At 60.1% G+C, this 23,505-nt stretch carries 32 protein-coding genes; 1 reads left to right on the top strand and 31 read right to left on the bottom strand.

The genetic code is table 11. The features are described from left to right. Positions 1 to 76: 76 nt before the first annotated feature. The 29 genes from rpsK to rpsL all read right to left on the bottom strand — a co-directional run bounded on the left by rpsK (position 77) and on the right by rpsL (position 17,092). Positions 77 to 466, bottom strand: coding sequence for a 30S ribosomal protein S11 (gene rpsK / locus AC4PTT_RS10135; RefSeq protein ID WP_007009537.1), 390 nt, complete (start codon positions 464 to 466; stop codon positions 77 to 79). 91 nt (positions 467 to 557) lie between these two features. Then, entirely contained in the window at positions 558 to 926 is a 369-nt protein-coding gene (gene rpsM, locus AC4PTT_RS10130; RefSeq protein ID WP_113156312.1) for a 30S ribosomal protein S13, read from the bottom strand. Positions 927 to 1,134: 208 nt separating this feature from the next. Next, positions 1,135 to 1,719, bottom strand: coding sequence for an adenylate kinase (locus AC4PTT_RS10125; protein ID WP_492161067.1), 585 nt, complete (start codon positions 1,717 to 1,719; stop codon positions 1,135 to 1,137). Then, the gene (secY, locus tag AC4PTT_RS10120) at positions 1,716 to 3,056 is read right to left on the bottom strand and encodes a preprotein translocase subunit SecY (RefSeq protein WP_113155274.1); all 1,341 of its coding nucleotides are present in this window, start codon (positions 3,054 to 3,056) and stop codon (positions 1,716 to 1,718) included. Before secY ends, AC4PTT_RS10125 begins: the two co-directional genes overlap by 4 nt. 132 nt (positions 3,057 to 3,188) lie before the next feature. Next, entirely contained in the window at positions 3,189 to 3,665 is a 477-nt protein-coding gene (rplO, locus tag AC4PTT_RS10115; protein WP_113156313.1) for a 50S ribosomal protein L15, read from the bottom strand. A gap of 19 nt (positions 3,666 to 3,684) precedes the next feature. After that, complete coding sequence (rpmD, locus tag AC4PTT_RS10110) at positions 3,685 to 3,885, bottom strand: 50S ribosomal protein L30 (RefSeq protein ID WP_113156314.1); 201 nt, start codon at positions 3,883 to 3,885, stop codon at positions 3,685 to 3,687. A 68-nt stretch (positions 3,886 to 3,953) separates the two neighbouring features. Continuing rightward, on the bottom strand, positions 3,954 to 4,511 hold the full coding sequence (rpsE, locus tag AC4PTT_RS10105) for a 30S ribosomal protein S5 (RefSeq protein ID WP_113155275.1): 558 nt from the start codon (positions 4,509 to 4,511) through the stop codon (positions 3,954 to 3,956). A 79-nt stretch (positions 4,512 to 4,590) separates the two neighbouring features. Beyond that, a complete protein-coding gene (gene rplR, locus AC4PTT_RS10100; RefSeq protein WP_113155276.1) occupies positions 4,591 to 4,950 on the bottom strand; it encodes a 50S ribosomal protein L18 in 360 nt (119 codons plus the stop codon). 11 nt (positions 4,951 to 4,961) lie between these two features. After that, a complete protein-coding gene (gene rplF / locus AC4PTT_RS10095) occupies positions 4,962 to 5,495 on the bottom strand; it encodes a 50S ribosomal protein L6 (RefSeq protein WP_113155277.1) in 534 nt (177 codons plus the stop codon). Between the two features lie 38 nt (positions 5,496 to 5,533). Beyond that, positions 5,534 to 5,932, bottom strand: coding sequence for a 30S ribosomal protein S8 (rpsH, locus tag AC4PTT_RS10090; protein ID WP_025030949.1), 399 nt, complete (start codon positions 5,930 to 5,932; stop codon positions 5,534 to 5,536). 12 nt (positions 5,933 to 5,944) lie between these two features. Then, entirely contained in the window at positions 5,945 to 6,250 is a 306-nt protein-coding gene (gene rpsN / locus AC4PTT_RS10085) for a 30S ribosomal protein S14 (RefSeq protein WP_113155278.1), read from the bottom strand. A gap of 27 nt (positions 6,251 to 6,277) precedes the next feature. Continuing rightward, positions 6,278 to 6,835, bottom strand: coding sequence for a 50S ribosomal protein L5 (gene rplE, locus AC4PTT_RS10080; RefSeq protein WP_113155279.1), 558 nt, complete (start codon positions 6,833 to 6,835; stop codon positions 6,278 to 6,280). Further along, a complete protein-coding gene (gene rplX, locus AC4PTT_RS10075; RefSeq protein ID WP_113155280.1) occupies positions 6,828 to 7,142 on the bottom strand; it encodes a 50S ribosomal protein L24 in 315 nt (104 codons plus the stop codon). Before rplX ends, rplE begins: the two co-directional genes overlap by 8 nt. A gap of 12 nt (positions 7,143 to 7,154) precedes the next feature. Then, the gene (rplN, locus tag AC4PTT_RS10070; protein ID WP_007009523.1) at positions 7,155 to 7,523 is read right to left on the bottom strand and encodes a 50S ribosomal protein L14; all 369 of its coding nucleotides are present in this window, start codon (positions 7,521 to 7,523) and stop codon (positions 7,155 to 7,157) included. A gap of 69 nt (positions 7,524 to 7,592) precedes the next feature. Next, entirely contained in the window at positions 7,593 to 7,832 is a 240-nt protein-coding gene (rpsQ, locus tag AC4PTT_RS10065) for a 30S ribosomal protein S17 (protein WP_113155281.1), read from the bottom strand. Positions 7,833 to 7,843: 11 nt separating this feature from the next. Beyond that, on the bottom strand, positions 7,844 to 8,044 hold the full coding sequence (gene rpmC / locus AC4PTT_RS10060; protein WP_113155282.1) for a 50S ribosomal protein L29: 201 nt from the start codon (positions 8,042 to 8,044) through the stop codon (positions 7,844 to 7,846). Positions 8,045 to 8,058: 14 nt separating this feature from the next. Then, on the bottom strand, positions 8,059 to 8,472 hold the full coding sequence (gene rplP / locus AC4PTT_RS10055) for a 50S ribosomal protein L16 (protein ID WP_113155283.1): 414 nt from the start codon (positions 8,470 to 8,472) through the stop codon (positions 8,059 to 8,061). 20 nt (positions 8,473 to 8,492) lie between these two features. Next, positions 8,493 to 9,200 carry a 30S ribosomal protein S3 gene (gene rpsC, locus AC4PTT_RS10050; protein WP_113155284.1) on the bottom strand — a complete coding sequence of 236 codons (708 nt, stop codon included), beginning with the start codon at positions 9,198 to 9,200 and terminating at the stop codon, positions 8,493 to 8,495. After that, positions 9,200 to 9,589 carry a 50S ribosomal protein L22 gene (gene rplV / locus AC4PTT_RS10045; RefSeq protein WP_113155285.1) on the bottom strand — a complete coding sequence of 130 codons (390 nt, stop codon included), beginning with the start codon at positions 9,587 to 9,589 and terminating at the stop codon, positions 9,200 to 9,202. The genes rpsC and rplV overlap by 1 nt, the downstream gene beginning before the upstream one ends. A gap of 2 nt (positions 9,590 to 9,591) precedes the next feature. Beyond that, positions 9,592 to 9,870 carry a 30S ribosomal protein S19 gene (gene rpsS, locus AC4PTT_RS10040; RefSeq protein ID WP_009452531.1) on the bottom strand — a complete coding sequence of 93 codons (279 nt, stop codon included), beginning with the start codon at positions 9,868 to 9,870 and terminating at the stop codon, positions 9,592 to 9,594. A gap of 16 nt (positions 9,871 to 9,886) precedes the next feature. Then, positions 9,887 to 10,723, bottom strand: a complete 837-nt coding sequence (gene rplB / locus AC4PTT_RS10035; protein WP_113155286.1) for a 50S ribosomal protein L2 — start codon at positions 10,721 to 10,723, stop codon at positions 9,887 to 9,889. Positions 10,724 to 10,744: 21 nt separating this feature from the next. Beyond that, positions 10,745 to 11,038: a 50S ribosomal protein L23 gene (locus AC4PTT_RS10030; RefSeq protein ID WP_113155287.1), complete on the bottom strand. Its 294-nt coding sequence runs from the start codon at positions 11,036 to 11,038 to the stop codon at positions 10,745 to 10,747. Beyond that, positions 11,035 to 11,655 carry a 50S ribosomal protein L4 gene (rplD, locus tag AC4PTT_RS10025; protein ID WP_206545228.1) on the bottom strand — a complete coding sequence of 207 codons (621 nt, stop codon included), beginning with the start codon at positions 11,653 to 11,655 and terminating at the stop codon, positions 11,035 to 11,037. The genes AC4PTT_RS10030 and rplD overlap by 4 nt, the downstream gene beginning before the upstream one ends. After that, a complete protein-coding gene (rplC, locus tag AC4PTT_RS10020) occupies positions 11,655 to 12,368 on the bottom strand; it encodes a 50S ribosomal protein L3 (protein ID WP_113155289.1) in 714 nt (237 codons plus the stop codon). The genes rplD and rplC overlap by 1 nt, the downstream gene beginning before the upstream one ends. Positions 12,369 to 12,453: 85 nt before the next feature. After that, positions 12,454 to 12,762, bottom strand: a complete 309-nt coding sequence (gene rpsJ, locus AC4PTT_RS10015) for a 30S ribosomal protein S10 (RefSeq protein ID WP_007009511.1) — start codon at positions 12,760 to 12,762, stop codon at positions 12,454 to 12,456. A 60-nt stretch (positions 12,763 to 12,822) separates the two neighbouring features. Beyond that, complete coding sequence (gene tuf / locus AC4PTT_RS10010) at positions 12,823 to 13,998, bottom strand: elongation factor Tu (RefSeq protein WP_206547510.1); 1,176 nt, start codon at positions 13,996 to 13,998, stop codon at positions 12,823 to 12,825. A 75-nt stretch (positions 13,999 to 14,073) separates the two neighbouring features. After that, positions 14,074 to 16,164 carry an elongation factor G gene (fusA, locus tag AC4PTT_RS10005; protein ID WP_206552510.1) on the bottom strand — a complete coding sequence of 697 codons (2,091 nt, stop codon included), beginning with the start codon at positions 16,162 to 16,164 and terminating at the stop codon, positions 14,074 to 14,076. Positions 16,165 to 16,190: 26 nt separating this feature from the next. Then, complete coding sequence (gene rpsG, locus AC4PTT_RS10000; RefSeq protein ID WP_113155292.1) at positions 16,191 to 16,661, bottom strand: 30S ribosomal protein S7; 471 nt, start codon at positions 16,659 to 16,661, stop codon at positions 16,191 to 16,193. 59 nt (positions 16,662 to 16,720) lie between these two features. After that, positions 16,721 to 17,092: a 30S ribosomal protein S12 gene (rpsL, locus tag AC4PTT_RS09995; protein ID WP_007010616.1), complete on the bottom strand. Its 372-nt coding sequence runs from the start codon at positions 17,090 to 17,092 to the stop codon at positions 16,721 to 16,723. Positions 17,093 to 17,561: 469 nt separating this feature from the next. Here rpsL and AC4PTT_RS09990 point away from each other — a divergent pair, with 469 nt between their 5' ends. Continuing rightward, a complete protein-coding gene (locus tag AC4PTT_RS09990; RefSeq protein WP_297560373.1) occupies positions 17,562 to 17,843 on the top strand; it encodes a transcriptional regulator in 282 nt (93 codons plus the stop codon). 79 nt (positions 17,844 to 17,922) lie between these two features. Here AC4PTT_RS09990 and AC4PTT_RS09985 read toward each other — a convergent pair whose 3' ends face one another. Continuing rightward, complete coding sequence (locus AC4PTT_RS09985; RefSeq protein ID WP_492161066.1) at positions 17,923 to 19,014, bottom strand: esterase-like activity of phytase family protein; 1,092 nt, start codon at positions 19,012 to 19,014, stop codon at positions 17,923 to 17,925. A gap of 253 nt (positions 19,015 to 19,267) precedes the next feature. Further along, complete coding sequence (gene rpoC / locus AC4PTT_RS09980) at positions 19,268 to 23,467, bottom strand: DNA-directed RNA polymerase subunit beta' (protein WP_113156315.1); 4,200 nt, start codon at positions 23,465 to 23,467, stop codon at positions 19,268 to 19,270. Positions 23,468 to 23,505: the final 38 nt, after the last annotated feature.

Here is a 23,505-nt window from a genome sequence, read left to right as displayed (position 1 = left end):
GCCACCATCCATTCGTGACGGGCGTCCTGGAAACCGCAGAGGAGCGCGCGAGGCGCTCTTACGGCAAAAACTCTGGTTAGACGCGGCGCTTCTTACGCGGACGGCAGCCATTGTGCGGGATCGGCGTCACATCACGGATCGAGGTGATGGTGAAACCTGCAGCCTGCAGCGCGCGAAGAGCGGACTCACGACCCGAACCCGGACCGGAAACCTCAACCTCAAGCGTGCGCATGCCGTGCTCGGCAGCCTTGCGGGCGCAATCTTCGGCAGCAACCTGTGCAGCGAAGGGCGTGGACTTACGCGAGCCCTTGAAGCCCTGCGCGCCTGCAGACGACCAGGCAATCGCGTTGCCCTGTGCGTCAGTGATGGTGATCATCGTGTTGTTGAAGCTCGAATTGACGTGAGCAACACCCGACGAAATGTTCTTACGTTCGCGACGACGAACGCGTGCGGCTTCCTTGGCCATACTCTTCCTTTCAGTCGATCTCTACACCGCCGTAGCACCAGCGGCTCCACCTGAGAAAAGCCGCGCTCCGGAGAAGCGCGGCCAACCCAAATTACTTCTTCTTGCCGGCAATCGCCTTGGCAGGGCCCTTGCGGGTGCGCGCATTGGTGTGCGTGCGCTGACCGCGGACCGGAAGCGAACGACGGTGACGCAGACCGCGGTAGCAGCCCAGGTCCATCAGACGCTTGATGTTCATAGAAACTTCGCGACGCAGATCGCCTTCAACGCGCAGGTCACGGTCGATCGTTTCACGGATCGCGAGAACCTCGGCGTCCGTGAGTTCGTTGACGCGACGCTCGAGCGGGATGTTGACGAGCTTGACGATATCCGCAGCGGTCTTGGGACCAATGCCGTGGATATACTGAAGCGCGATCACAACGCGCTTGTTGGTCGGAATATTGACGCCAGCAATACGGGCCATCTTCTTCTCCATTTGAGCCGGATGATCCGGCGCTGCGTTTGCCCGCGTCCGGTGGAGGCCGGCCCTTGCGGGAATGAATTATTCCTAAGAACAACGAGGCCGAGCCAGAAGGCCCGACCAACGTTACGTTCGATCAGGGAACCGGCTGGCATTAATCGATAACCGCTCTTTAGTCAAGCGGCACCGCACCAGCCTGGAAACTCCCTGATCAGAGCGATGCGAGGATCTGCTCGATATCTGCCGTCACTTCATCGATGCTCTTCATACCATCGACGCGGCGCAGAGCGCCCTTCGCATGGTAGTAGCCGATGAGAGCGGCCGTCTTCTTGTAGTACTCACGCAAGCGTTCGTCGAACACCGCGGCGTTATCGTCCTTGCGCGGCGTCTGGCCTGCGGCAATCGCATCCTGTGCGCGCTTTTCGATGCGCCCCACGAGGGCCGTATCGTCAACCACCAGTTCGATGGTCGCATCAAGCTGCAGGTCGCGCTCGGCGAGCATTGCCTCGACGGCATCGGCCTGGGCAAGCGTGCGCGGGTATCCATCAAGGATGAAACCGTTGGCGCAATCAGCCTGGTCTATGCGCTCGGCGACAATCGCATTCACGATCTGATCGGAGACGAGCTCGCCGGCATCCATCACAGCCTTGGCGCGTTTGCCGACATCGGTGCCGGCAGCAACCGCGGCCCGCAGCATATCACCAGTGGAGAGCTGCGGAACACCGTGCTTCTCGACCAGCCGCTGGGCCTGCGTGCCCTTCCCCGCTCCCGGCGGTCCAAGAAGTATAAGCCTCATCGTCCCCTCTTACCCCCACGCAACTTGGATTTCTTGATCAGCCCTTCGTACTGATGGGCGATCAGGTGGCCTTGCATCTGCGCAACCGTATCGAGCGTCACGCTCACCACGATCAGCAGCGACGTGCCGCCAAGGTAGAAAGGAACGCCAGTCGCCGAAATAAGGAACTCAGGCAGAAGACAGATCAAGACAAGATAGATAGCGCCAACGACCGTAATGCGGGTCAGCACGTAGTCAATGTACTCAGCGGTACGCTCGCCCGGACGGTAGCCGGGAATAAAGCCGGAATGCTTCTTCAGCTGGTCGGCCGTTTCCTTCGGGTTGAACACGATCGCCGTGTAGAAGAAGGCGAAGAAGCCGATCAGCGCAGCATAAAGGACCATGAAGAGCGGCTGGCCGTGGCCGAGCGACGCGAGCATGGTGGACGCCCAGCCCGGAAGCTGCGTGGTGTCCGAGAACCCCGCAACGGTTGCCGGCAGAAGCAGCAGCGACGAAGCGAAGATCGGCGGAATGACACCGGCCGTGTTCAGCTTGAGCGGCAGGTGCGACGTGTCGCCCTGGAACATGCGGTTGCCGACCTGACGCTTCGGATACTGGATCAGGAGGCGGCGCTGGGCACGCTCGAAGAACACGATCACACCGATCACGGCAACCACGAGAACGATGATGCCGAGGATCAGGCCGGTAGACAGAGCGCCGGTGCGGCCGAGCTCAAGCGTACCGCCGATGGCGGACGGCAGACCTGCAACGATGCCCGCGAAAATGATCAGCGAAATGCCGTTGCCGATGCCGCGCGCCGTGATCTGCTCACCGAGCCACATCAGGAACATGGTGCCGCCCACAAGCGTGATGACGGCGGAAATCTTGAAGAACCAGCCCGGGTCGGTCACGATGTTCGCGCCGCCTTCAAGACCAACGGCAATTCCGTAAGCCTGAACCGTCGCCAGAATCACCGTTCCGTAGCGCGTGTACTGGTTGATGACCTTGCGGCCCTGCTCGCCTTCCTTCTTCAGCTGCTCCAATGACGGCACAACGGACGTCATGAGCTGCATGATGATCGAGGCGGAAATGTAAGGCATGATGCCAAGCGCAAAAATGGCCATACGCTCAACAGCACCGCCGGCGAACATGTTGAACATGCCCAAAACGCCGCCAGACTGCTGCTGGAATGCCTGCGCAAATGCTTCCGGGTTGATGCCCGGCATGGGAATGTAGGTGCCGAGGCGGTAGACCAGCAACGCGCCAAGCGTAAACCAGATGCGCTTCTTGAGGTCCTCGGCCTTTGCGAAGGCCGCGAAATTGAGATTAGACGCAAGCTGTTCCGCTGCCGATGCCATGAAGAATTCTCCGCTTCGTCACGAGCCCGCAGATTGAATATGCGATTCGGGCGCGTGTTGCCGAAAACCGAAATAGGTTTTTGGACGCATAGATGCAAGCGGCGGACTGTCGCCCGCCGCCTGTCATTCGGATTATTCGGCTTTCGCCGCTGCCTCGGGCAGCTTGACCGTTCCGCCGGCCTTCTCGATTTTCTCGAGAGCCGCCTTGGAAGCGCCAGCCACGTCGAGCGAAACCTTCGCCTTCAGCTCACCGTCGGCGAGAACGCGAACACCGTCCTTTGCGCGACGAACAACGCCGGCTGCGATGAGTGCGGCAACGTCGATGACGGCCTTCTCGTCGAGCTTCTTCGCGTCGATGGCTGCCTGGATGCGGCCGAGGGAAACTTCATTGAAGTCCTTGCCGAACAGGTTTTTAAAGCCGCGCTTGGGAAGACGACGGTAGAGCGGCATCTGGCCACCCTCGAAACCGTTGATCGAAACGCCCGAACGCGATTTCTGACCCTTCACACCGCGACCACCGGTCTTGCCGGAGCCGGAACCGATACCACGGCCGACGCGCTTGCGCGACTTGGTGGCGCCTTCGTTGTCCCTGAGTTCGTTGAGTTTCATCATGTCTCTCCTGGGATCCTCAGGCCTCGTCCACAACGCGGACGAGATGCTGCACGGCTGCGATCATGCCACGAACGGACGGGGTGTCCTCGAGCGTGGAGCGCTTGTGCATCTTGTTCAAACCGAGGCCGATCAGCGTCTGGCGCTGGCTGGCCGGGCGACGAATCGGGCTGCCGATCTGTTCAACAGTGACCGTCTTGCCCTTCTTCTTCTCTGCCATCTTCATCAATCCTTGCAAACCTGGGCGATCAGAGCCCGCAAAACTGCGGGCCGATCAGCCTTTGATCCTTATTCCTCGCCGCCAGCAGCAGCGCCGCGGCGCGCCTGGAGCGTGGAATATTTGATGCCGCGCTGTGCAGCAACGTCCTTGGGATGCAGCTGATGCTTCAGGGCATCGAAGGTGGCGCGAACCATGTTGTACGGGTTCGAGGAGCCGAGCGACTTGGCAACAACGTCCTGAACGCCGAGCGTCTCGAACACAGCGCGCATTGGGCCGCCGGCGATGATGCCGGTACCGGGCTTTGCAGCGCGCAGGAACACGCGGCCAGCACCGTGGCGGCCTGCGACGTCATGGTGAAGCGTACGACCGCCACGCAGCGGAACGAAAACCATGTCGCGCTTGGCGCTCTCGGTTGCCTTGCGGATGGCTTCCGGCACTTCGCGCGCCTTGCCATGACCGAAGCCAACGCGGCCCTTCTGATCGCCGACCACGACGAGTGCGGCGAAGCCGAAACGACGGCCGCCCTTCACCACCTTGGCGACGCGATTGATATGTACAAGCTTGTCGACGAATTCGCTGTCGCGTTCTTCACGCTCGCGGCGATCGTCCCTACGTCCTTGTGCCATTGCCCTTTTCCTTGTTCTTTTCCGGAAGCACGGGTTTTCAAATGATAATCCGGGCGCTCCAGAGGAACGCCCGAACGGTTTAGAACTTCAGGCCGCCTTCGCGGGCTGCGTCGGCGAGTGCCTTGACGCGGCCGTGGAAGAGATAAGGACCGCGGTCGAAAACCACTTCCTCAACTCCAGCCTTCTTGGCGCGCTCTGCGACCAGCTTGCCAACGGCTGCAGCAGCCGAGGAATCCGCGCCGGTCTTGAGCTGACCCTTGAGATCCTTGTCGAGGGTCGATGCGGCCGCGAGCGTGTGGCCCTTGGCGTCGTCGATAACCTGGACATAGATGTTCTTCGAGGAACGGTAAACCGAAAGACGGGGCTGGCCGTTGGAGACTGCCTTGATCTTCCGGCGAACACGTCCCGCACGCCGCTTGACGGAGACTTTCGAGACCATGTTTCGAGTTCCTACTTCTTCTTGCCTTCTTTGCGAACGATCGTCTCGTCCGCATACTTGACGCCCTTGCCCTTGTACGGCTCGGGGCCACGCTTCTTGCGAATCTCGGCCGCAACCTGGCCAACCACCTGCTTATCAATGCCGGCGATGACGATTTCGGTCGGCTTCGGCACAGTGATCGTGATTCCTTCCGGAGCCTCGTAAATCACTTCGTGGCTGTAGCCAAGCGAAAGCTGCAGGTTTTTACCCTGCATTGCGGCACGGTAACCAACGCCGTTGATCTCGAGACGCTTTTCGAAGCCGTCCTTCACACCGCTGAGGATGTTCGAGATCTGCGTGCGCGACATACCCCATTTGGAGCGCGCGTCCTTGGACTGGTCGCGCGGGTCGACGGTGACAGCGTCGTTTTCGAGCTTCACCAGAACTTCGTCGTTGACGACGAATTTCAGTTCGCCCTTCGGACCCTTGGCCGTAACGGTCTGGCCCTCGACTTGCGCGGTGACACCCTGCGGCACCGGGACCGGCTTTTTGCCAATGCGAGACATTTGTCTGCCCTCGTTCTTTGTGTGTGCTATCTGCCGGATCAGAAGATCTGGCAGAGCACCTCGCCGCCCACATTCTGCTCGCGAGCTTCGTGATCGGCCATCACGCCCTTCGGCGTCGAAAGGATGGCGATGCCAAGCCCATTGGCGACCTGCGGGATGGATTTCACCGACACGTAAACGCGACGGCCCGGCTTCGAAACACGCGCGATTTCGCGGATCACGGAACCGCCCTCTGCGTATTTCAGCTCGATTTCGATCTCGGACTTGCCGTTATCGTAGTCGATCTGGCTATAATCACGGATATAGCCTTCGGACTTCAGAACATCGAGCACACGGGCGCGAAGACGGGAGGCCGGCGTCGACACCTTCGGCTTGTTACGGCCGATGGCGTTGCGGATGCGGGTCAGCATATCGCCGAGCGGATCATTCACGGACATCGTTCTTACCCCTTACCAGCTCGACTTGACCAGGCCCGGGATGAGCCCGTTGTTGCCCAGTTCACGCAGCGCGACACGCGACATCTTCAGCTTGCGGTAATACGCACGCGGACGACCGGTCACATCGCAACGGTTGCGGATACGCGTCTTGGACGAGTTGCGCGGGAGAGCAGCAAGCTTGAGCTGCGCCTGGAAGCGCTCCTCGATCGGCTTGGACTGATCCATGATGATCGCCTTGAGACCTGCACGCTTTGCAGCGTAACGGTCGACCATCTTGCGCCGACGCTTGTTCTTTTCGACTGCGCTGACTTTTGCCATTTAAGTTGTCCTTCTTCTCGCCTGCCGTTACTGCCGGAACGGGAAGTTGAAGGCCTTGAGCAAGGCCCGCGCTTCGTCGTCGGTCTTAGCAGTCGTACAGACGATGATGTCCATTCCCCAAATCTGATCGACCTGATCGTAGTTGATCTCGGGGAACACGATGTGCTCCTTGAGGCCCATGGCGAAGTTGCCACGGCCGTCAAAGCTTTTCGGGTTCAGACCGCGAAAGTCGCGGACGCGCGGCAGCGCGATCGTCACGAGACGGTCCAGAAACTCATACATGCGGTCCTTGCGGAGCGTGACCTTGGTGCCCAGCGGCATGCCTTCACGCACCTTGAAGCCGGCGATCGACTTGGAAGCGTGCGTGATGACCGGCTTCTGACCGGCGATCTTGGCGAGATCCGCAGCAGCCGAAGCCGGCTTCTTGGAATCGCCCGTCGCTTCACCAACACCCATGTTGATGACGATCTTCTCGATGCGCGGCACCTGCATCTCGTTGTCGTACTTGAAGGTCTCGAGGAGCTCCTTGCGGATCACCTCGTCATACTTCGTCTTCCAGCGCGGCTGGTACTGAGCATTAGCCATCGATCAATTCTCCAGAGCGCTTTGCCACGCGCACCTTCTTGCCGTCTTCCTGGACCTTGAAGCCAACGCGGGTCGGCTTGCCATCCTTCGGATCGGCCAGCGCGAGATTCGAAAGATGAATCGGCGCTTCCTTGGTAATGATGCCGCCCTCTGCCTGAGCGGACTGCTTCTGATGGCGGCGAACCTGGTTGACACCGCGCACGAGCGCCTTGTCTTCCTTCGGCATCACCTTCATCACTTCGCCGGTACGGCCCTTGTCCTTGCCGGCCAGAACGACGACGTTGTCGCCTTTTTTAATCTTCTGCATATCCCCGGCCTCCTAGAGCACTTCCGGCGCGAGCGAAATGATTTTCATATGGTTCTTGGCGCGAAGCTCGCGCGGAACCGGCCCGAAGATGCGCGTACCGACGGGCTCTTTCTTGTTGTCGACCAGAACTGCTGCGTTCTTGTCGAAACGGATGACGCTGCCGTCAGCGCGGCGAATGTCTTTCGCCGTACGCACAACAACCGCCTTCATCACGTCGCCCTTCTTGACGCGGCCGCGCGGGATTGCCTCTTTCACGGAGACGACAATGATGTCGCCCACGGAGGCATATTTCCGCTTCGAACCGCCAAGCACCTTGATGCACATGACACGACGGGCGCCGGAATTGTCCGCCACATCGAGGTTTGTTTGCATCTGAATCATGACTGGCCGCCTTCTCGTTCAATGGAAAGCGGTTCAGATAACCCGCTTTCCGGCAATTTCAATCTTTTTTTACGCCTGGGCGTCTTTAAGGACGACCCAGTTCTTGTCCTTAGAAATCGGCGCGGTCTCCTGGATGGTCACCAGATCACCGACCTTGCACGCGTTCTCTTCGTCGTGTGCCTTGTATTTCTTGGACATACGCACCGTCTTTTTCATCATCGGATGGGTAAAGCGACGCTCGACGCGGACGACTACAGTCTTGTCGTTCTTGTCGCTCACCACGGTGCCCTGCAAAACGCGCTTTGGCATGTTCGCTGTCCTCAGGCCTTGCTAGCAGCCGACTTCTCGGCTGCGATTGTCTTAATGCGCGCAATATCCCTACGGATTTCTTTAACGCGTGCGGTTTTTTCGAGCTGTCCGGTCGCTTTCTGGAAGCGGAGGTTGAACTGCTCTTTCTTCAGTTTGACAAGCTCGTCGTTGAGCTGGTCCGGCGTCATCGCCCTGACATCAACAGACTTCATCGCGTCCGCCTTTCCTACTCTGCAATACGCTGCACGAAGCGCGTCTTGACCGGCAGCTTGGCAGCACCGAGACGGAGAGCTTCACGAGCGATATCCGGGCCAACACCGTCGATCTCGAACATCACGCGGCCGGGCTTAACACGGCACGCCCAATAATCAACAGAGCCCTTACCTTTACCCATGCGGACTTCGGTCGGCTTTGAGGTGACCGGAAGGTCCGGGAAGATACGGATCCACACACGGCCCTGACGCTTCATGTAGCGGGTGATCGCGCGGCGGGCCGCTTCGATCTGACGCGCCGTAACGCGCTCCGGTTCAAGAGCCTTCAGACCGAAGGATCCAAAGTTGAGTTCCGTGCCGCCCTTGGCTGCGCCGTGAATACGGCCCTTGAACTGCTTGCGGAACTTTGTGCGCTTTGGTTGCAGCATCGTTCTCTACTCCAAAATTCCTAAGCGTTCTCGCGACGCCGGTTGCTGCTGCCGCCCTGGTCGCCCTCGGTGGCGCGGCGCTCGGAAGCCATCGGATCGTGCTCGAGGATCTCGCCCTTGAACACCCAGACCTTTACGCCACAGATGCCGTAAGCGGTCTTTGCCTCGGCCGTGCCGTAATCGATATCAGCGCGCAGCGTGTGCAGCGGAACGCGACCCTCACGGTACCATTCCATACGGGCGATTTCCGCACCGCCAAGACGACCCGCGCAGTTGATTCGGATGCCCTCTGCACCGAGACGCATCGCCGACTGAACGGCACGCTTCATGGCGCGACGGAAAGCAACACGACGCTCAAGCTGCTGTGCAATCGACTGAGCGATCAGCGCAGCGTCGATCTCCGGCTTGCGGACTTCGACGATGTTGAGGTGCGTTTCCGCATTGGTCATCTGCGAGACCTTGCGGCGCAGCTTCTCAATGTCGGCGCCCTTCTTGCCGATGATCAGGCCAGGACGAGCCGAGTGGATGGTGACGCGGCACTTCTTGTGCGGACGCTCGATCACGACCTTGGAGATGGCAGCCTGCTTCAGCTCCTTCTCGATATAGTCGCGGATCTTGAAATCCTCGTGCAGCAGATCGCCATACTCGCCATCATTGGCGTACCAGCGGGAATCCCACGTGCGGTTGATACCGAGACGGAACCCGATCGGATTGATTTTGTGACCCATCAGGCGGCCTCCACTTTCTCTTCCACTTCGCGCACGACGATGGTCAGGTGCGAGAAGGGCTTCTCGATGCGGCTGGCGCGGCCACGGCCACGTGCATGGAACCGCTTCATGACGATCGACTTGCCGACATGGGCTTCGGCCACGACCAGCGCATCCACGTCCAGGTCGTGATTGTTTTCCGCGTTTGCGATCGCCGATTCCAGCGTCTTCTTGACGGTACCGGCGATCCGCTTGCGCGAGAACTCCAGATCAGCGAGAGCAGTGCCCACCTTCTTGCCGCGGATCAACGCAGCAACGAGGTTCAGCTTCTGCGGGCTGACGCGGATCGTGCGCAATACGGCACGGGCCTCATTGTCAGCAAGCCTGCGCGGCGCTTTGGCCTTGCCCATTGTTATTTCCTCTTTGCCTTCTTGTCCGCCCCATGGCCGTAATAGGTGCGGGTCGGAGCAAATTCACCAAACTTGTGACCGACCATCTCCTCGGAGACGGAAACGGGGATGTGCTTCTGGCCGTTGTAAACACCGAAGGTCAGCCCAACAAACTGGGGCAGGATGGTGGAGCGACGGCTCCACATCTTGATAACCTCGTTACGGCCGCTATCGCGCACCTTCTCGGCCTTCTTCAGGAGATAGCCGTCGACGAAGGGGCCTTTCCAGACTGAACGGGACACTTGCCGCTACCTTTCCTTAGCTCTTGCGCTGATGGCGCGAGCGCATGATGAATTTGTCGGTCGACTTGTTCGACCGGGTCTTCATGCCCTTGGTGGGTTTACCCCAGGGCGACACCGGATGACGACCACCGGAGGTGCGGCCTTCACCACCACCGTGCGGGTGGTCGACCGGGTTCATGACAACACCGCGGTTGTGCGGGCGCTTGCCCATCCAACGCTTGCGGCCAGCCTTACCAAGGCTGATGTTGCTGTGATCCGGGTTGGATACTGCACCAACGGTGGCGAAGCAAAGACCCGAAACAAGGCGCTGTTCGCCAGAGTTGAGGCGAAGGATCGCCATGCCCTGATCGCGACCGACGAGCTGAACATATGCGCCAGCCGAACGTGCGATCTGACCGCCCTTCTCGGGCTTCATCTCGACGTTGTGCACGATCGTGCCGATCGGCATCGCAGCAAGCGGCATCGCATTGCCCGGCTTCACGTCGACGGCCTTGTTGCTGGCGATAACGGTATCGCCCGCTGCAAGACGCTGCGGCGCCAGGATGTAGGACAGCTCGCCGTCCTCGTAGCGAACCAGCGCGATGAACGCGGTGCGGTTCGGGTCGTACTCGATGCGCTCGACCGTGGCCGGTACGTCAAGCTTGCGACGCTTGAAGTCGATCAGACGGTAGGTGCGCTTGTGACCACCACCCTGAAAGCGAGCGGTGATGCGACCCGTGTTGTTGCGGCCGCCCTTGCCCGTCAGACCTTCGGTCAGGCCCTTGACAGGCTTGCCCTTGTGAAGGCCCGAGCGGTCAACGATGACCAGCTGGCGCTGGCCTGGGGTTACCGGTTTATACTTCTTCAGTGCCATTGTCTCTTCCTCGCCGCCCGATTAGAGGCCAGTCGCGATGTCGATGGAATGACCTTCGGCCAGCGTGACGATCGCTTTCTTCACGTCGCTCTGGCGGCCAATCGTTCCGCGAAAACGCTTCACCTTGCCCTTGCGAACAAGCGTGTTGACACCGGTAACCTTGACGCCGAAGAGCGCCTCGACTGCAGCCTTGATCTCAGGCTTCGTCGCATAGCGGTCCACATTGAAGACCACCTGGTTGTTTTCCGACGCCATGGTCGATTTCTCGGTGATCGCCGGGCTGACGATCACGTCATAGTGGCGAAGCTCCGTCATTTGAAACGCTCCTCAAGGGCCTCGACGGCGGCCTTGGAAAGGACCAGCGTGCCGCGGCGCAGAATGTCGTAAACATTGATGCCCTGCACTGGCAGAACGTCGATGTTGGCGATGTTTTGAGCCGCACGCTTGAAGCCGGCATCGACTTCCGGGCCGCCGATAAGCAGGGCGTTGTTCAGGCCGAGCTTTGCGAAGTTCTCAACGAGCGTCTTCGTCTTGCCGTCCTCGAGCGCCAGATCGTCGATGACGATGAGGCTGGAACCCTTCGCCTTCGCCGACAGGGCGAGCTTCAGGCCGAGTGCGCGGACCTTCTTGGGAAGGTCATGGCTGTGATCGCGAACGACCGGGCCATGAGCGCGACCACCGCCGCGGAACTGCGGAACACGGGCAGACGAGTGACGGGCGCGGCCCGTACCCTTCTGACGGTACATCTTTGCACCGGTGCGCGCGATTTCCGAGCGCCCCTTGGTCTGGTGCGTGCCCTGCTGCTTCTTTGCAAGCTGCCAGCGCACGACGCGGTGCAGGATGTCTTCGCGGGGCTCGAGACCGAAGATCTCGTCAGAGATCTTCAGCTTACCAGCGTCCTTGCCTGCAAGGGTCGTAACTTTAATGTCCATTATTCAGCCCCCTCGCTGGCGGCAGCTTCTTCAGCCTTGGCAGCGCGAATTGCAGCCGGCATCGGCACGTTGTCGGGCAGCGGAGCCTTGACGGCGTCGCGGACCATGATCCAGGCGCCCTTGGAGCCCGGTACGGCACCGCGGACCAGAATGAGGCCACGCTCAGTGTCGGTGGAGACCACTTCCAGGTTCTGGGTGGTGACGCGATGGTCGCCCATGTGGCCGGCCATCTTCTTACCCTTGAAGACCTTACCAGGATCCTGACGCTGACCGGTAGAACCATGCGAACGGTGCGAGACCGAGTTACCATGGGTTGCACGACCGCCGCCAAAATTGTGGCGCTTCATGACACCCTGGAAGCCCTTACCGATCGAAGTACCCGTCACGTCGACCTTCTGGCCGGCGACGAAATGCTCGACCGTGATCTCCGCGCCGACATCAAGAAGATTGTCGGGCGACACACGGAACTCGGCCACTTTGGCCTTCGGCTCGACGGAAGCGGTCGCAAAATGACCGCGAAGCGCCTTCGACGTGTTTTTCACCTTGGCCAGTCCAACGCCAAGCTGCACCGCCGTGTAGCCGTTCTTCTCCTCGGTACGCTGCGCAACGACCTGACAGTTCTCCATGCGCAGAACCGTCACGGGCACATGTTCGCCCGCTTCGTTGTAGACGCGTGTCATACCGATCTTTTGTGCGATAACACCTGAACGCATCGGTTCGATTTCCTTTCGGGGTTCCCAGCCACCTCTCCCGCAGTTGCGGACGGTGGCGCAGGTTCCAGACTTTTTGTCTTGCGCCCTAGAGCTTGATCTCGACGTCCACGCCGGCAGCCAGGTCGAGCTTCATCAGAGCATCGACGGTCTGCGGCGTCGGATCGACGATGTCGAGCAGCCGCTTGTGGGTGCGCATCTCAAACTGTTCGCGGCTCTTCTTGTCGATGTGAGGAGACCGGTTAACAGTAAACTTCTCGATGCGCGTGGGCAGCGGCACAGGGCCGCGCACATTGGCGCCCGTGCGTTTAGCCGTAGACACGATTTCCCGCGTCGAGGCATCAAGAACGCGATGATCAAACGCCTTGAGGCGGATACGGATATTCTGTCCGTTCATGTGTCAAATCCTTGTTCCGCTGCGGCGCGGAGGTCCGCGCCGCGCCGGAAGTTTCCCGTTCTACTCAATGATGGCTGCGACGATGCCGGCGCCGACGGTGCGGCCGCCTTCGCGGATAGCGAAGCGCAGCTTCTCTTCCATCGCGATCGGAACGATCAGCTCGACGTCAACGGCAACGTTGTCGCCAGGCATGACCATCTCGGTGCCTTCCGGAAGGTGCACAACACCCGTCACGTCCGTCGTACGGAAGTAGAACTGCGGACGGTAGTTGGTGAAGAACGGCGTGTGACGGCCACCCTCTTCCTTCGTCAGGATGTAGGCTTCTGCCTTGAACTTCGTGTGCGGCTTCACCGAACCGGGCTTGCACAGCACCTGGCCGCGCTCAACGCCTTCACGGTCAACACCACGGATCAGCGCGCCGATGTTGTCGCCTGCTTCACCCTGGTCGAGCAGCTTGCGGAACATTTCAACGCCCGTGCAGGTCGTCTTCGTCGTCGGACGGATGCCAACGATCTCGACTTCCTCGCCGACCTTGATGATGCCGCGCTCGACGCGACCCGTCACAACCGTACCGCGGCCCGAGATCGAGAACACGTCTTCGATCGGCATCAGGAACGGCTGGTCAACCGGACGCTCGGGCGTCGGGATGTAAGCGTCGACTTCTTCCATCAGCTTGCGGATTGCGTCCTCGCCGATCTCCTTGTTGGAGTCTTCGAGAGCAGCAAGAGCCGAGCCCTTGACGATCGGAATGTCGTCGCCCGGGAAGTCGTAGGACGACAGAAGCTCGCGAACCTCGAGCTCAACCAGCTCGAGAAGCTCTTCGTCGTCGACCTGGTCGACCTTGTTGAGGAACACGACGATGGCCGGAACGCCAACCTGACGCGCAAGCAGGATGTGCTCGCGGGTCTGCGGCATCGGGCCGTCAGCGGCCGAAACCACCAGGATCGCGCCGTCCATCTGTGCAGCGCCCGTGATCATGTTCTTCACGTAGTCGGCGTGGCCGGGGCAATCGACGTGAGCGTAGTGACGGTTCTCCGTCTCGTACTCAACGTGCGCGGTCGAAATGGTGATGCCGCGGGCCTTCTCTTCCGGCGCGCCGTCAATCTGGTCATACGCGCGGAACTCACCGAAATACTTCGTGATCGCCGCCGTCAAAGACGTCTTGCCGTGGTCAACGTGACCAATCGTGCCGATGTTCGCATGCGGCTTCGTACGCTCAAATTTACCTTTGGCCATGTGAGCTCTCCATTCCTTGTGCCCGTTCGGGCTCTTTCAACTTTCGATAATCCGTAACGCCGTGCGTTGAGCGAATTATGCGTATTTCTTCTGGATCTCCTGCGCCACAGCGCTGGGAACCGGCTCGTAGTGATCGAACTGCATCGTGTACTGGGCGCGGCCCTGCGACATCGAACGCAGCGTGTCGACGTACTTGAACATGTTTGCCAGCGGAACCATGGCATTAATCACCGTAGCGATACCGCGCGGCTCCTGGCCCTGGATCTGACCGCGACGACCGTTCAGGTCACCGATGATGCTGCCCACATATTCTTCCGGCGTCACAACCTCGACCTTCATGATCGGCTCGAGAAGCTGCGCACCCGCCTTCTGGGCGCCTTCACGGAAGGCTGCGCGGGCGGCGATCTCGAACGCGAGGACCGAGGAGTCAACGTCGTGGTAGGCGCCGTCGATCAGCGTGGCTTTCACGCCGAGCATCGGGAAGCCTGCAACCGGACCGGAGGAAAGAACGCTCTCGATACCCTTCTGGACACCGGGAATGTATTCCTTCGGAACCGAACCGCCGACGATCTTGGATTCGAACTCGAATTCCTCGCTCTCGGTGTTCGGCGCGAACACGATCTTGACGCGGGCGAACTGGCCCGAACCGCCGGACTGCTTCTTGTGCGTGTAGTCGATCTCGGCTTCGCGGGTGATCGTCTCGCGGTATGCAACCTGCGGGGCGCCCACATTGGCCTCGACCTTGAATTCACGCTTCAGGCGGTCGACGATGATGTCGAGGTGAAGCTCACCCATGCCGGCGATGATGGTCTGACCGGATTCCTCGTCGGATTTGACGCGGAAGGACGGATCTTCTGCTGCCAGGCGGTTGAGCGCGAGGCCCATCTTTTCCTGGTCGCCCTTGGTCTTCGGCTCGATGGCGATCTGGATCACCGGATCCGGGAACTCCATGCGCTCGAGAATGACCGGCTTCAGCGGATCGCAGAGCGTGTCGCCCGTGGTCGTCTCTTTCAGGCCTGCCAGAGCGACGATGTCGCCGGCGTAAGCAACTTCCAGATCGGAACGCGAGTTGGAGTGCATCTGCAGCATGCGGCCGATGCGCTCACGCTTGTCCTTCACGGTGTTGGACAGCGAAACACCCTTGTTCAGCACACCCGAATAGATGCGGCAGAAGGTGAGCGAGCCAACGAACGGATCGTTCATGATCTTGAAGGCGAGCATGGAAAGCGGCTCTTCGTCGGAAGAAACGCGTTCGATCTCTGCTTCGGTCTTCGGATCGATGCCCTTGATCGCCGGAACTTCAAGCGGGGAAGGCAGGAAGTCGACGACGGCGTCGAGCAGCGGCTGCACACCCTTGTTCTTGAACGCGGTGCCGCAGAGAACCGGATGGAAGTTCACGTTGATCGTGCCCTTCCGGATCAGCTGGCGAAGTTCGTCATTCGAAGGCATTTCGCCCTCGAGGTAACGCTCCATCGCGCCTTCGTCGATCTCGACAGCCGTCTCGATCATCAGCTCGCGGTACTCTTCGGCTTTCGCCTGAAGGTCGGCCGGGATCTCAACAATGTCCCACTGAGCGCCGAGCGACTCGTCGCGCCACACAACAGCCTTCATCTCGATGAGGTCGACAACGCCCTGGAAGTCGTTCTCTGCACCGATCGGGAGCTGGATGGCGAGCGGCGTGGCACCAAGACGCGACTTGATCATGTCGAGGCAGCGGTAGAAGTCCGCGCCGATCTTGTCCATCTTGTTACAGAAGATCATGCGCGGGACATGATACTTGTCAGCCTGACGCCAGACAGTCTCGGTCTGCGGCTCAACACCGGCGTTGGAGTCGAGCAGAGCAACCGCACCGTCGAGCACACGCAGCGAACGCTCGACTTCAATGGTGAAGTCAACGTGGCCGGGGGTGTCGATGATGTTGAAGCGGCGGGTGTTGCCATCACGGCCGGTCCACGACGTCGTCGTCGCAGCCGAAGTAATGGTGATACCGCGCTCTTGCTCCTGCTCCATCCAGTCCATGGTCGAAGCGCCGTCGTGCGTCTCGCCCATCTTGTGGTTCTTACCGGTGTAGAACAGGATACGCTCGGTCGTCGTCGTCTTACCGGCGTCGATATGCGCCATGATACCGAAGTTACGGTAATCTTCGAGCTTATATTCGCGGGACATCGTCGTGTACCTTTTCGATCCTACGGCTACCAGCGGTAGTGCGAGAACGCGCGGTTGGCTTCAGCCATCTTGTGCGTGTCTTCGCGCTTCTTGACGGCAGTGCCGCGATTGTTTGCTGCGTCGAGCAGCTCGCCGGACAGACGATCGACCATGGTCGTTTCGTTGCGCTTGCGGGCAGCTGCGATCAGCCAACGAATGGCCAGAGCCTGGCGACGCTCAGGACGAACATCGACCGGAACCTGATAGGTCGCACCACCAACACGACGGGAGCGAACCTCGACGTGCGGAGCAACGTTATCAAGCGCCTGATGGAACACACCAACAGGCTCCTGCTTCATCTTGTCTTCTACCTGGTCGAATGCACCGTAAACGATGCGCTCGGCAGCCGACTTCTTGCCATCAAGCATGATGGCGTTCATGAACTTGGTCACAACCGTATCACCGAATTTCGGATCGGGGTTGATCTCTCGTTTTTCTGCACGGTGGCGTCGGGACATGTTTTTCGTCTCTTACCTTCGAGGCCCGGCTCAAAATCAAAGCGCCGAAGCCGGATATCCTACTTCGGACGCTTTGCGCCGTACTTCGAACGACGCTGCTTGCGGTTCTTCACACCCTGGGTGTCAAGCACACCACGGATGATGTGGTAGCGAACACCCGGAAGGTCCTTCACGCGACCGCCGCGGATCATCACCACGGAGTGCTCCTGAAGGTTATGCCCCTCACCCGGGATATAGCCGATGACCTCGAAGCCATTGGCGAGGCGGATCTTGGCCACCTTACGCATGGCCGAGTTCGGCTTCTTCGGCGTCGTCGTGTAAACACGCGTGCAAACACCCCGCTTCTGCGGGTTGGCCTGCATGGCCGGAACCTTATTGCGCTTAACCGGCGCAATGCGCGGCTTGCGGATCAACTGGTTAACGGTAGGCATCAAACCTTCCCTTGTTACAAATTCCGTGTCTCAAGCCCGAGGGCCGCATCCAGAACAAAAATTTGCTCTACGCACAAATCCAGGCTGCAAACCGCTTTTAACGGTCTTGCCCGGACAAAAAGCAGAGGAAGCGTTTCCGCTTCATGCGCCGCAAATTCTGTCGCTCGCAAAAACGAACCCTGTTTGAGACCTGATCCGGGGCGCGTCGCCCCGAAAGAAAAAGCCTCACATCGGCTCGGACGAAGCGGTAATTACTCGCATGAGGGTTAACCGTCAACCCCGCCGCCAGGATTATCTTGTACCGCAGGCCATCGCCGAGCCAGACAGGGTTAAAACGACAGATTATTTCCCGAAACAGCGCCATTTCGAACCAAAACGGCGCTCCATCTCTGTCATTCTCCAATCCCGCATGCGAGAAGCAGGCTTCATATAGTAAGCGATTGCCGGTTGGCAAGAATCAGGAATCACCATGAGCGAATCTGAACATCGCCCCGTCACCATCATCACCGGCCGGGTCTGGCGCGAAAAGGGTGATGAGAGCGAGGGCGTGCACATCATGCTGCAGGCCCCGGACGACGACACGGCGGTGCGAATGGCGCTGGAAGCCCTCGCGCGCGAAGGCTACGCGGAAGCCGAGCTGGACCAGATCGGCGACATGCAGGGCGAGCCCGATGAAGAGCCACACCTGTCGGCCTGGCAGGGAGCGCTTGAAGGCGAGATCGCAATCGTCACCTTCGACGAACCGGTCTGACCCCTTCACGGATCAGAGACAGGAAGCCCGGCCATCGCGCCGGGCTTCTTCTTTATGAGCGAGCCTCGGTCGTCCCGCTTTACTGAGAAGGCGCATCCAGGGCGAACACCACGAACTGGGTGAACTGGCCGTTCGGGTTGAAATTGTTGTCGGATGCCAGAACCAGCGTCTTCCGGCCAGCAATGACGGGCCCCCAGGTCAGGGATTCGATGTTGTCCACGTCGAGACCGAAGTCCCCTTCCCCGATCTTCAGAACATGCGTCTTGCTGACCGGCGTGACATCGCGGTCTGCGATGCTGTCAGCACCGAGAATATCGGTCGCACCCGCCGTTTCGACCCGATAGAGATTGATCTCGTTTCCGGTCCCCAGCGCAAAGGAGCGCTCGACCGCGAGAAACGTGCCGGCGTCGATCTCGAGGATCTCCGTCAGACCATTGTCGTTATAGTAAGGCTCGGTTTCCGACTTCTGGTGGATCGTTCCGGTTTCGTAGACATATTCGGCAACCGGCTCGCCGCTTTCGACGTTGAAACCAACGATACGCGAAGGGCTTCCCGCCTCAAGCGTCGCTTTCGGTCCGTCCTGAACGAGCGCATTCTCGGTCGCGACCCAGATGGTCTCTCCATCGACCGAAAGCGTCAGCCCCTCGAACGCCAGATTGTTGCGAATGCCGCGCTCGCCGGCCGCATCGGGAAGATAAGCGCCGGGGACCGCGAAACTGCGCTTGAACCCGCCGTCCGGTTTGGCCTCAAAGAGCGTCGGTTTGCCTTTGGCATCCCGTTCGCTCGACCAGAACACGCTCTGGCGCGCACCATCGTAGCGGATCGCTTCGGGATCGATCGTCTTGGCCGCGAAGGGCTCACCATTCTCACCCTGCAGCACATGGCTCGAGACAATGTCGACGCCCTTCACGCCGTCTTCCTCGATCACAAGCTTCAGACGGTAGAACCGCGCCGGCGCTTTCTCCGACCGGTCGTCCGAAATCGCGTAGAACAGATCCGCATCCGCGTCGTAGTCCAGGCCGGAAATGCCGCCGAACTCGACACCGGAGATCATGAGACCGCTGGGGAGGACGATTTCGCCGAGATAAGCGGGCTTCATCATGGCTTCGGCATGAGCCAGAGACTGCGCCGAAACGGACAATGCGGCAGCGAGCACTAATTTCCTGAACATGAGGTCTTCTCCGTGAACCGGGCGCGAATGCGCCTCCAGAGCATCGGACCGAAGAACCGAAACCGGTTTTCGGCTTATCCGACGCTCCATCGATGGTTTGGATCGCCCTTTGTGCGTCCGGATGAACGCACGGCGATCTGGAGAACCTCATGATGCAGCCGGGTGACAGACACGCGACGATGGCGGTGGACTGCCAAAAGAAAAGCCGGGCACAAGGCCCGGCTTCTGCATTCTCTGAGAAGAGGTCTGCCGATTACTCGGCAGCACTCGTCGTCATGTCGGCGATCATCGGATCGGCCATTTCCACGCCCGAGGTCTTGCGACGCTCGTCCAGGATCAGATCGTCGCGCGAGCGCGCAATCCGGCGAACCTGGCTCATCGCGCCACCCGTACCGGCCGGGATCAGACGACCGACGATGACGTTTTCCTTCAGGCCCTGCAGCGTGTCGACCTTGCCGGCAACAGCCGCCTCGGTCAGCACGCGGGTGGTCTCCTGGAAGGAGGCCGCGGAGATGAAGGACGGCGTCTGCAGCGAAGCCTTGGTGATGCCGAGCAGGACCGGCTGGCCCTCGGCAGGCTTCTTGCCCTCTTCCACCAACCGGTCATTGACCTCGTCGAACTCCACGGAGTCGACGTGATCGCCCGGAATGTAGGTCGAGTCGCCCTGTGCCGTGATCTCGATCTTCTGCAGCATCTGGCGAACGATCACCTCGATGTGCTTGTCGTTGATCAACACGCCCTGCAAGCGATAGACCTCCTGGATTTCGTTGACCAGGTAGGAAGCAAGAGCCTCCACGCCCTTGATCGCCAGGATGTCGTGCGGCGCCGGGTTGCCGTCGAGAATGAAGTCGCCCTTCTCGATCTGGTCGCCGTCCTGAAGATGGAACGGCTTGCCCTTGGGAATGAGGTATTCCGCAGGCTCCAGAGTCGCGTCATGCGGCTCGATGATGATGCGGCGCTTGTTCTTGTAGTCCCGGCCGAAGCGAACCGTACCATCGATCTCGGCGATGATGGCGTGATCCTTCGGACGACGGGCCTCGAACAGTTCCGCAACGCGCGGCAGACCACCGGTAATGTCCTTCGTACGGGCACTTTCGGTCGGGATACGTGCAATCACGTCGCCCGGCATAACCTTGGAGCCCGGCTCCACGGAGAGTACCGTTTCCACCGAAAGCAGGAACCGCGCGTCGCCACCACGAGCAAGCTTGGAGATCTTGCCCTTGGAGTCGAGGATCGTCAGAGCCGGCTTCAGGTCGGTGCCGCGCGGCGTCGAACGCCAGTCGATGACCTCGCGCTTCGTGATACCGGTGGATTCGTCGGCGGTTTCCTGAACCGACACGCCATCCACCAGATCCTCGAACGCCACGGTGCCTTCCACTTCGGTGAGCATCGGACGGGTGTAGGGATCCCACTCGGAGATACGCTGACCGCGCTTCACCTTGTCGCCCTCGTCGATGAACAGACGCGAACCGTAGGTCAGGCGGTGGCTTGCACGTTCCTCGCCGTTCTCGTCCATGATGAGAACCGCCATGTTGCGGCCCATCACGATGAGATCGCCTTCGGAGTTGCGCACCACATTGCGGTTGCGAACCTTGACCGTGCCTTCGAAGGAAGCTTCGAGGAACGACTGGTCGACCACCTGCGCCGTACCACCCATGTGGAAGGTACGCATGGTGAGCTGCGTGCCCGGTTCACCGATCGACTGAGCGGCGATGACGCCGACAGCTTCACCGATGTTGACCGGCGTACCGCGTGCAAGGTCACGGCCGTAGCAGACCGCGCAGACGCCGACGCGCACTTCACAGGTCAGCGCCGAGCGGATGCGGACGGACTGGATGCCTGCCTTCTCGATGGCTTCAACGTCACGCTCGTCGATCAACCGACCGGCAGCAACGATGACTTCTTCGGTTGCCGGATTGATGATGTCATCAAGCGCGGTACGGCCCAGCACGCGCTGGCCGATGGAAGCAACCACCTGACCGGCGTCGACGATCGGCTGCATGGTCAGGCCCTTGTCGGTGCCGCAATCCGGCACGGTGACAATGCAGTCCTGAGCCACGTCAACCAGACGGCGGGTCAGGTAACCCGAGTTAGCCGTCTTCAGAGCCGTGTCGGCCAGACCCTTACGGGCGCCGTGGGTGGAGTTGAAGTACTCCATCACGGTCAGGCCTTCCTTGAAGTTCGAGATGATCGGCGTCTCAATGATGGAGCCATCCGGACGGGCCATCAGGCCGCGCATGCCGGCAAGCTGACGCATCTGCGCCGGCGAACCACGGGCACCGGAGTGCGACATCATGTAGACCGAGTTCATCGGCTTCTGGCGACCGTCATCGTCGAATTCGACCGCCTTAATGCGCTTCATCATCTCGTCGGCGACCTTTTCCGAGCACTTGGCCCAGGCGTCGACGACCTTGTTGTACTTCTCGCCCTGGGTGATCAGGCCGTCATTGTACTGCTGCTCGTATTCCTTCGCGAGCGCCTCGGTCTCGGCCACCAGGTTTTCCTTGGTGTCCGGAATGACCATGTCGTCCTTGCCGAAGGAAATGCCGGCGCGGCAAGCATGGCCGAAGCCGAGCTGCATGACGCGGTCACAGAAAATGACCGTCTCTTTCTGACCGCAGTGACGATAGACCGTGTCGATCATCTTGGAGATGTTCTTCTTGGTCAGTTCCTGGTTGCAGATGTCGAACGGCACATTGTGGTTCTTCGGCAGCAGCTCGCCAACGATCATACGGCCAGGCGTGGTCTCGTGGATCTGCGATACGGGGTTGCCCTCCGCGTCGACAGTCTTGAAACGGCCCTTGATCTTGGTGTGAAGCGTGACAACGCCGGTCTCGAGTGCGTGATGCAGCTCGCCCATGTCGGCGAACACCATGCCCTCACCCGGTTCGTTCTGGTTCATGATGGACAGGTAGTAGAGTCCGAGAACCATATCCTGCGACGGCACGATGATCGGTGCGCCGGAGGCCGGGTGAAGGATGTTGTTGGTCGACATCATCAGGACGCGCGCTTCAAGCTGCGCTTCGAGCGACAGTGGCACGTGAACGGCCATCTGGTCGCCGTCGAAGTCTGCGTTGAACGCGGTACAGACCAGCGGGTGCAGCTGGATCGCTTTGCCTTCGATGAGGGTGGGCTCGAACGCCTGGATGCCCAGACGGTGCAGCGTCGGCGCGCGGTTCAGAAGAACCGGATGCTCGCGGATCACCTCGTCCAGGATATCCCAGACTTCCGGCTTTTCCTTCTCGACCAGCTTCTTCGCCTGCTTGACGGTGGACGAATAGCCCTTCGCGTCGAGACGTGCGTAGATGAACGGCTTGAAGAGCTCCAGAGCCATCTTCTTCGGCAGGCCGCACTGGTGCAGCTTCAGCTCGGGACCGGTCACGATCACCGAACGGCCGGAGTAGTCGACGCGCTTGCCGAGCAGGTTCTGACGGAAGCGGCCCTGCTTGCCCTTGAGCATGTCGGAGAGCGACTTCAGCGGACGCTTGTTGGCACCCGTGATGACGCGGCCGCGGCGGCCGTTGTCGAACAGCGCATCCACGGATTCCTGAAGCATGCGCTTCTCGTTGCGGATGATGATGCCCGGTGCGCGCAGCTCGATCAGACGCTTCAGACGGTTGTTACGGTTGATCACACGACGGTAGAGGTCGTTCAGATCCGAGGTCGCGAAACGACCGCCATCCAGCGGAACCAGCGGACGCAGATCCGGCGGAATGACCGGGACGATCTTCATGATCATCCACTCCGGACGGTTGCCCGACTCCAGGAAGTTCTCGACCACCTTGAGGCGCTTCAGAAGCTTCTTCTGCTTCAGCTCGGACGTGGTGGACGCAAGCTCGGAGCGCAGATCGCCGGCGATCTTCTCCAGTTCCATCGATTCCAGAAGGTGATGGATCGCCTCGGCGCCGATCATGGCGGTGAACTGGTCTTCGCCATACTCGTCGACCGCGATCAGATACTCTTCTTCGGAGAGGAGCTGATTTTCCTTAAGCGCCGTCAGACCCGGCTCGGTCACGATATAGTTCTCGAAATAGAGAACGCGCTCGATGTCCTTCAGGGTCATGTCGAGCAGCGTGCCGATGCGCGACGGCAGCGACTTCAGGAACCAGATGTGAGCGACCGGAGCGGCCAGCTCGATGTGGCCCATGCGCTCGCGACGCACCCGCGACAGCGTGACTTCAACGCCGCACTTCTCGCAGATGACGCCCTTGTACTTCATGCGCTTGTACTTGCCGCACAGGCATTCGTAATCCTTGATCGGACCAAAGATGCGCGCGCAGAACAGGCCGTCACGCTCGGGCTTGAACGTGCGGTAGTTGATGGTCTCGGGCTTCTTGATCTCGCCATACGACCAGGAAAGAATTTTCTCGGGGCTAGCGAGAGAAATCCTGATCGAATCGAAAGTCTGTGCCGGCGCCTGAGGGTTGAAAAGATTCATGACCTCTTGGTTCATGCCGATCTCCTTTTCGGGACGCATCGTCCCTTTTTCAA

The organism is Nitratireductor sp. WH36-1 (genome assembly GCF_058725515.1).
The sequence above is the reverse complement of the archived record's forward strand: the minus strand, read 5'-3'. Positions and strand labels throughout refer to the sequence as shown.

Coding starts and splice junctions, on each gene's coding strand:
- rpmD (WP_113156314.1), bottom strand. CDS start 3,885: ATGGCAGAGAAGAAGAAGGGCAAGACGGTCACTGTTGAACAGATCGGC.
- AC4PTT_RS09985 (WP_492161066.1), bottom strand. CDS start 19,014: ATGTTCAGGAAATTAGTGCTCGCTGCCGCATTGTCCGTTTCGGCGCAG.
- rpsN (WP_113155278.1), bottom strand. CDS start 6,250: ATGGCAAAAGTCAGCGCAGTCGAAAAGAACAAGCGTCGGCGCAAGATG.
- rplO (WP_113156313.1), bottom strand. CDS start 3,665: ATGAAACTCAACGAACTCAGGGACAACGAAGGCGCCACCAAGTCGCGC.
- fusA (WP_206552510.1), bottom strand. CDS start 16,164: ATGTCCCGCGAATATAAGCTCGAAGATTACCGTAACTTCGGTATCATG.
- rpsH (WP_025030949.1), bottom strand. CDS start 5,932: ATGTCCGTGAATGATCCGCTCGGCGATATGCTGACCCGCATCCGCAAC.
- rplE (WP_113155279.1), bottom strand. CDS start 6,835: ATGGCTAATGCTCAGTACCAGCCGCGCTGGAAGACGAAGTATGACGAG.
- rplF (WP_113155277.1), bottom strand. CDS start 5,495: ATGTCTCGCATTGGCAAAAAGCCGGTCCCGGTGCCGCAGGGTGTCACC.
- rplP (WP_113155283.1), bottom strand. CDS start 8,472: ATGCTGCAACCAAAGCGCACAAAGTTCCGCAAGCAGTTCAAGGGCCGT.
- rpsG (WP_113155292.1), bottom strand. CDS start 16,661: ATGTCCCGACGCCACCGTGCAGAAAAACGAGAGATCAACCCCGATCCG.
- rplN (WP_007009523.1), bottom strand. CDS start 7,523: ATGATTCAGATGCAAACAAACCTCGATGTGGCGGACAATTCCGGCGCC.
- rpmC (WP_113155282.1), bottom strand. CDS start 8,044: ATGAAGTCTGTTGATGTCAGGGCGATGACGCCGGACCAGCTCAACGAC.
- rpsK (WP_007009537.1), bottom strand. CDS start 466: ATGGCCAAGGAAGCCGCACGCGTTCGTCGTCGCGAACGTAAGAACATT.
- secY (WP_113155274.1), bottom strand. CDS start 3,056: ATGGCATCGGCAGCGGAACAGCTTGCGTCTAATCTCAATTTCGCGGCC.
- AC4PTT_RS10125 (WP_492161067.1), bottom strand. CDS start 1,719: ATGAGGCTTATACTTCTTGGACCGCCGGGAGCGGGGAAGGGCACGCAG.
- rplD (WP_206545228.1), bottom strand. CDS start 11,655: ATGGACATTAAAGTTACGACCCTTGCAGGCAAGGACGCTGGTAAGCTG.
- rpsE (WP_113155275.1), bottom strand. CDS start 4,511: ATGGCACAAGGACGTAGGGACGATCGCCGCGAGCGTGAAGAACGCGAC.
- rplB (WP_113155286.1), bottom strand. CDS start 10,723: ATGGCACTGAAGAAGTATAAACCGGTAACCCCAGGCCAGCGCCAGCTG.
- rpsC (WP_113155284.1), bottom strand. CDS start 9,200: ATGGGTCACAAAATCAATCCGATCGGGTTCCGTCTCGGTATCAACCGC.
- rplR (WP_113155276.1), bottom strand. CDS start 4,950: ATGGTCTCGAAAGTCTCCGTCAAGCGGCGTGCGGGACGTGTTCGCCGG.
- rpsM (WP_113156312.1), bottom strand. CDS start 926: ATGGCCCGTATTGCTGGCGTCAATATTCCGACCAACAAGCGCGTTGTG.
- AC4PTT_RS09990 (WP_297560373.1), top strand. CDS start 17,562: ATGAGCGAATCTGAACATCGCCCCGTCACCATCATCACCGGCCGGGTC.
- rpsQ (WP_113155281.1), bottom strand. CDS start 7,832: ATGCCAAAGCGCGTTTTGCAGGGCACCGTGGTGAGCGACAAGAACGAC.
- rplC (WP_113155289.1), bottom strand. CDS start 12,368: ATGCGTTCAGGTGTTATCGCACAAAAGATCGGTATGACACGCGTCTAC.
- rpsL (WP_007010616.1), bottom strand. CDS start 17,092: ATGCCTACCGTTAACCAGTTGATCCGCAAGCCGCGCATTGCGCCGGTT.
- rpoC (WP_113156315.1), bottom strand. CDS start 23,467: ATGAACCAAGAGGTCATGAATCTTTTCAACCCTCAGGCGCCGGCACAG.
- rplX (WP_113155280.1), bottom strand. CDS start 7,142: ATGCAGAAGATTAAAAAAGGCGACAACGTCGTCGTTCTGGCCGGCAAG.
- AC4PTT_RS10030 (WP_113155287.1), bottom strand. CDS start 11,038: ATGACGGAGCTTCGCCACTATGACGTGATCGTCAGCCCGGCGATCACC.
- rpsJ (WP_007009511.1), bottom strand. CDS start 12,762: ATGAACGGACAGAATATCCGTATCCGCCTCAAGGCGTTTGATCATCGC.
- rplV (WP_113155285.1), bottom strand. CDS start 9,589: ATGGGCAAGGCCAAAGCGCCGCGCAGGCTTGCTGACAATGAGGCCCGT.
- tuf (WP_206547510.1), bottom strand. CDS start 13,998: ATGGCCAAAGGTAAATTTGAGCGTACGAAGCCGCATGCGAACATCGGC.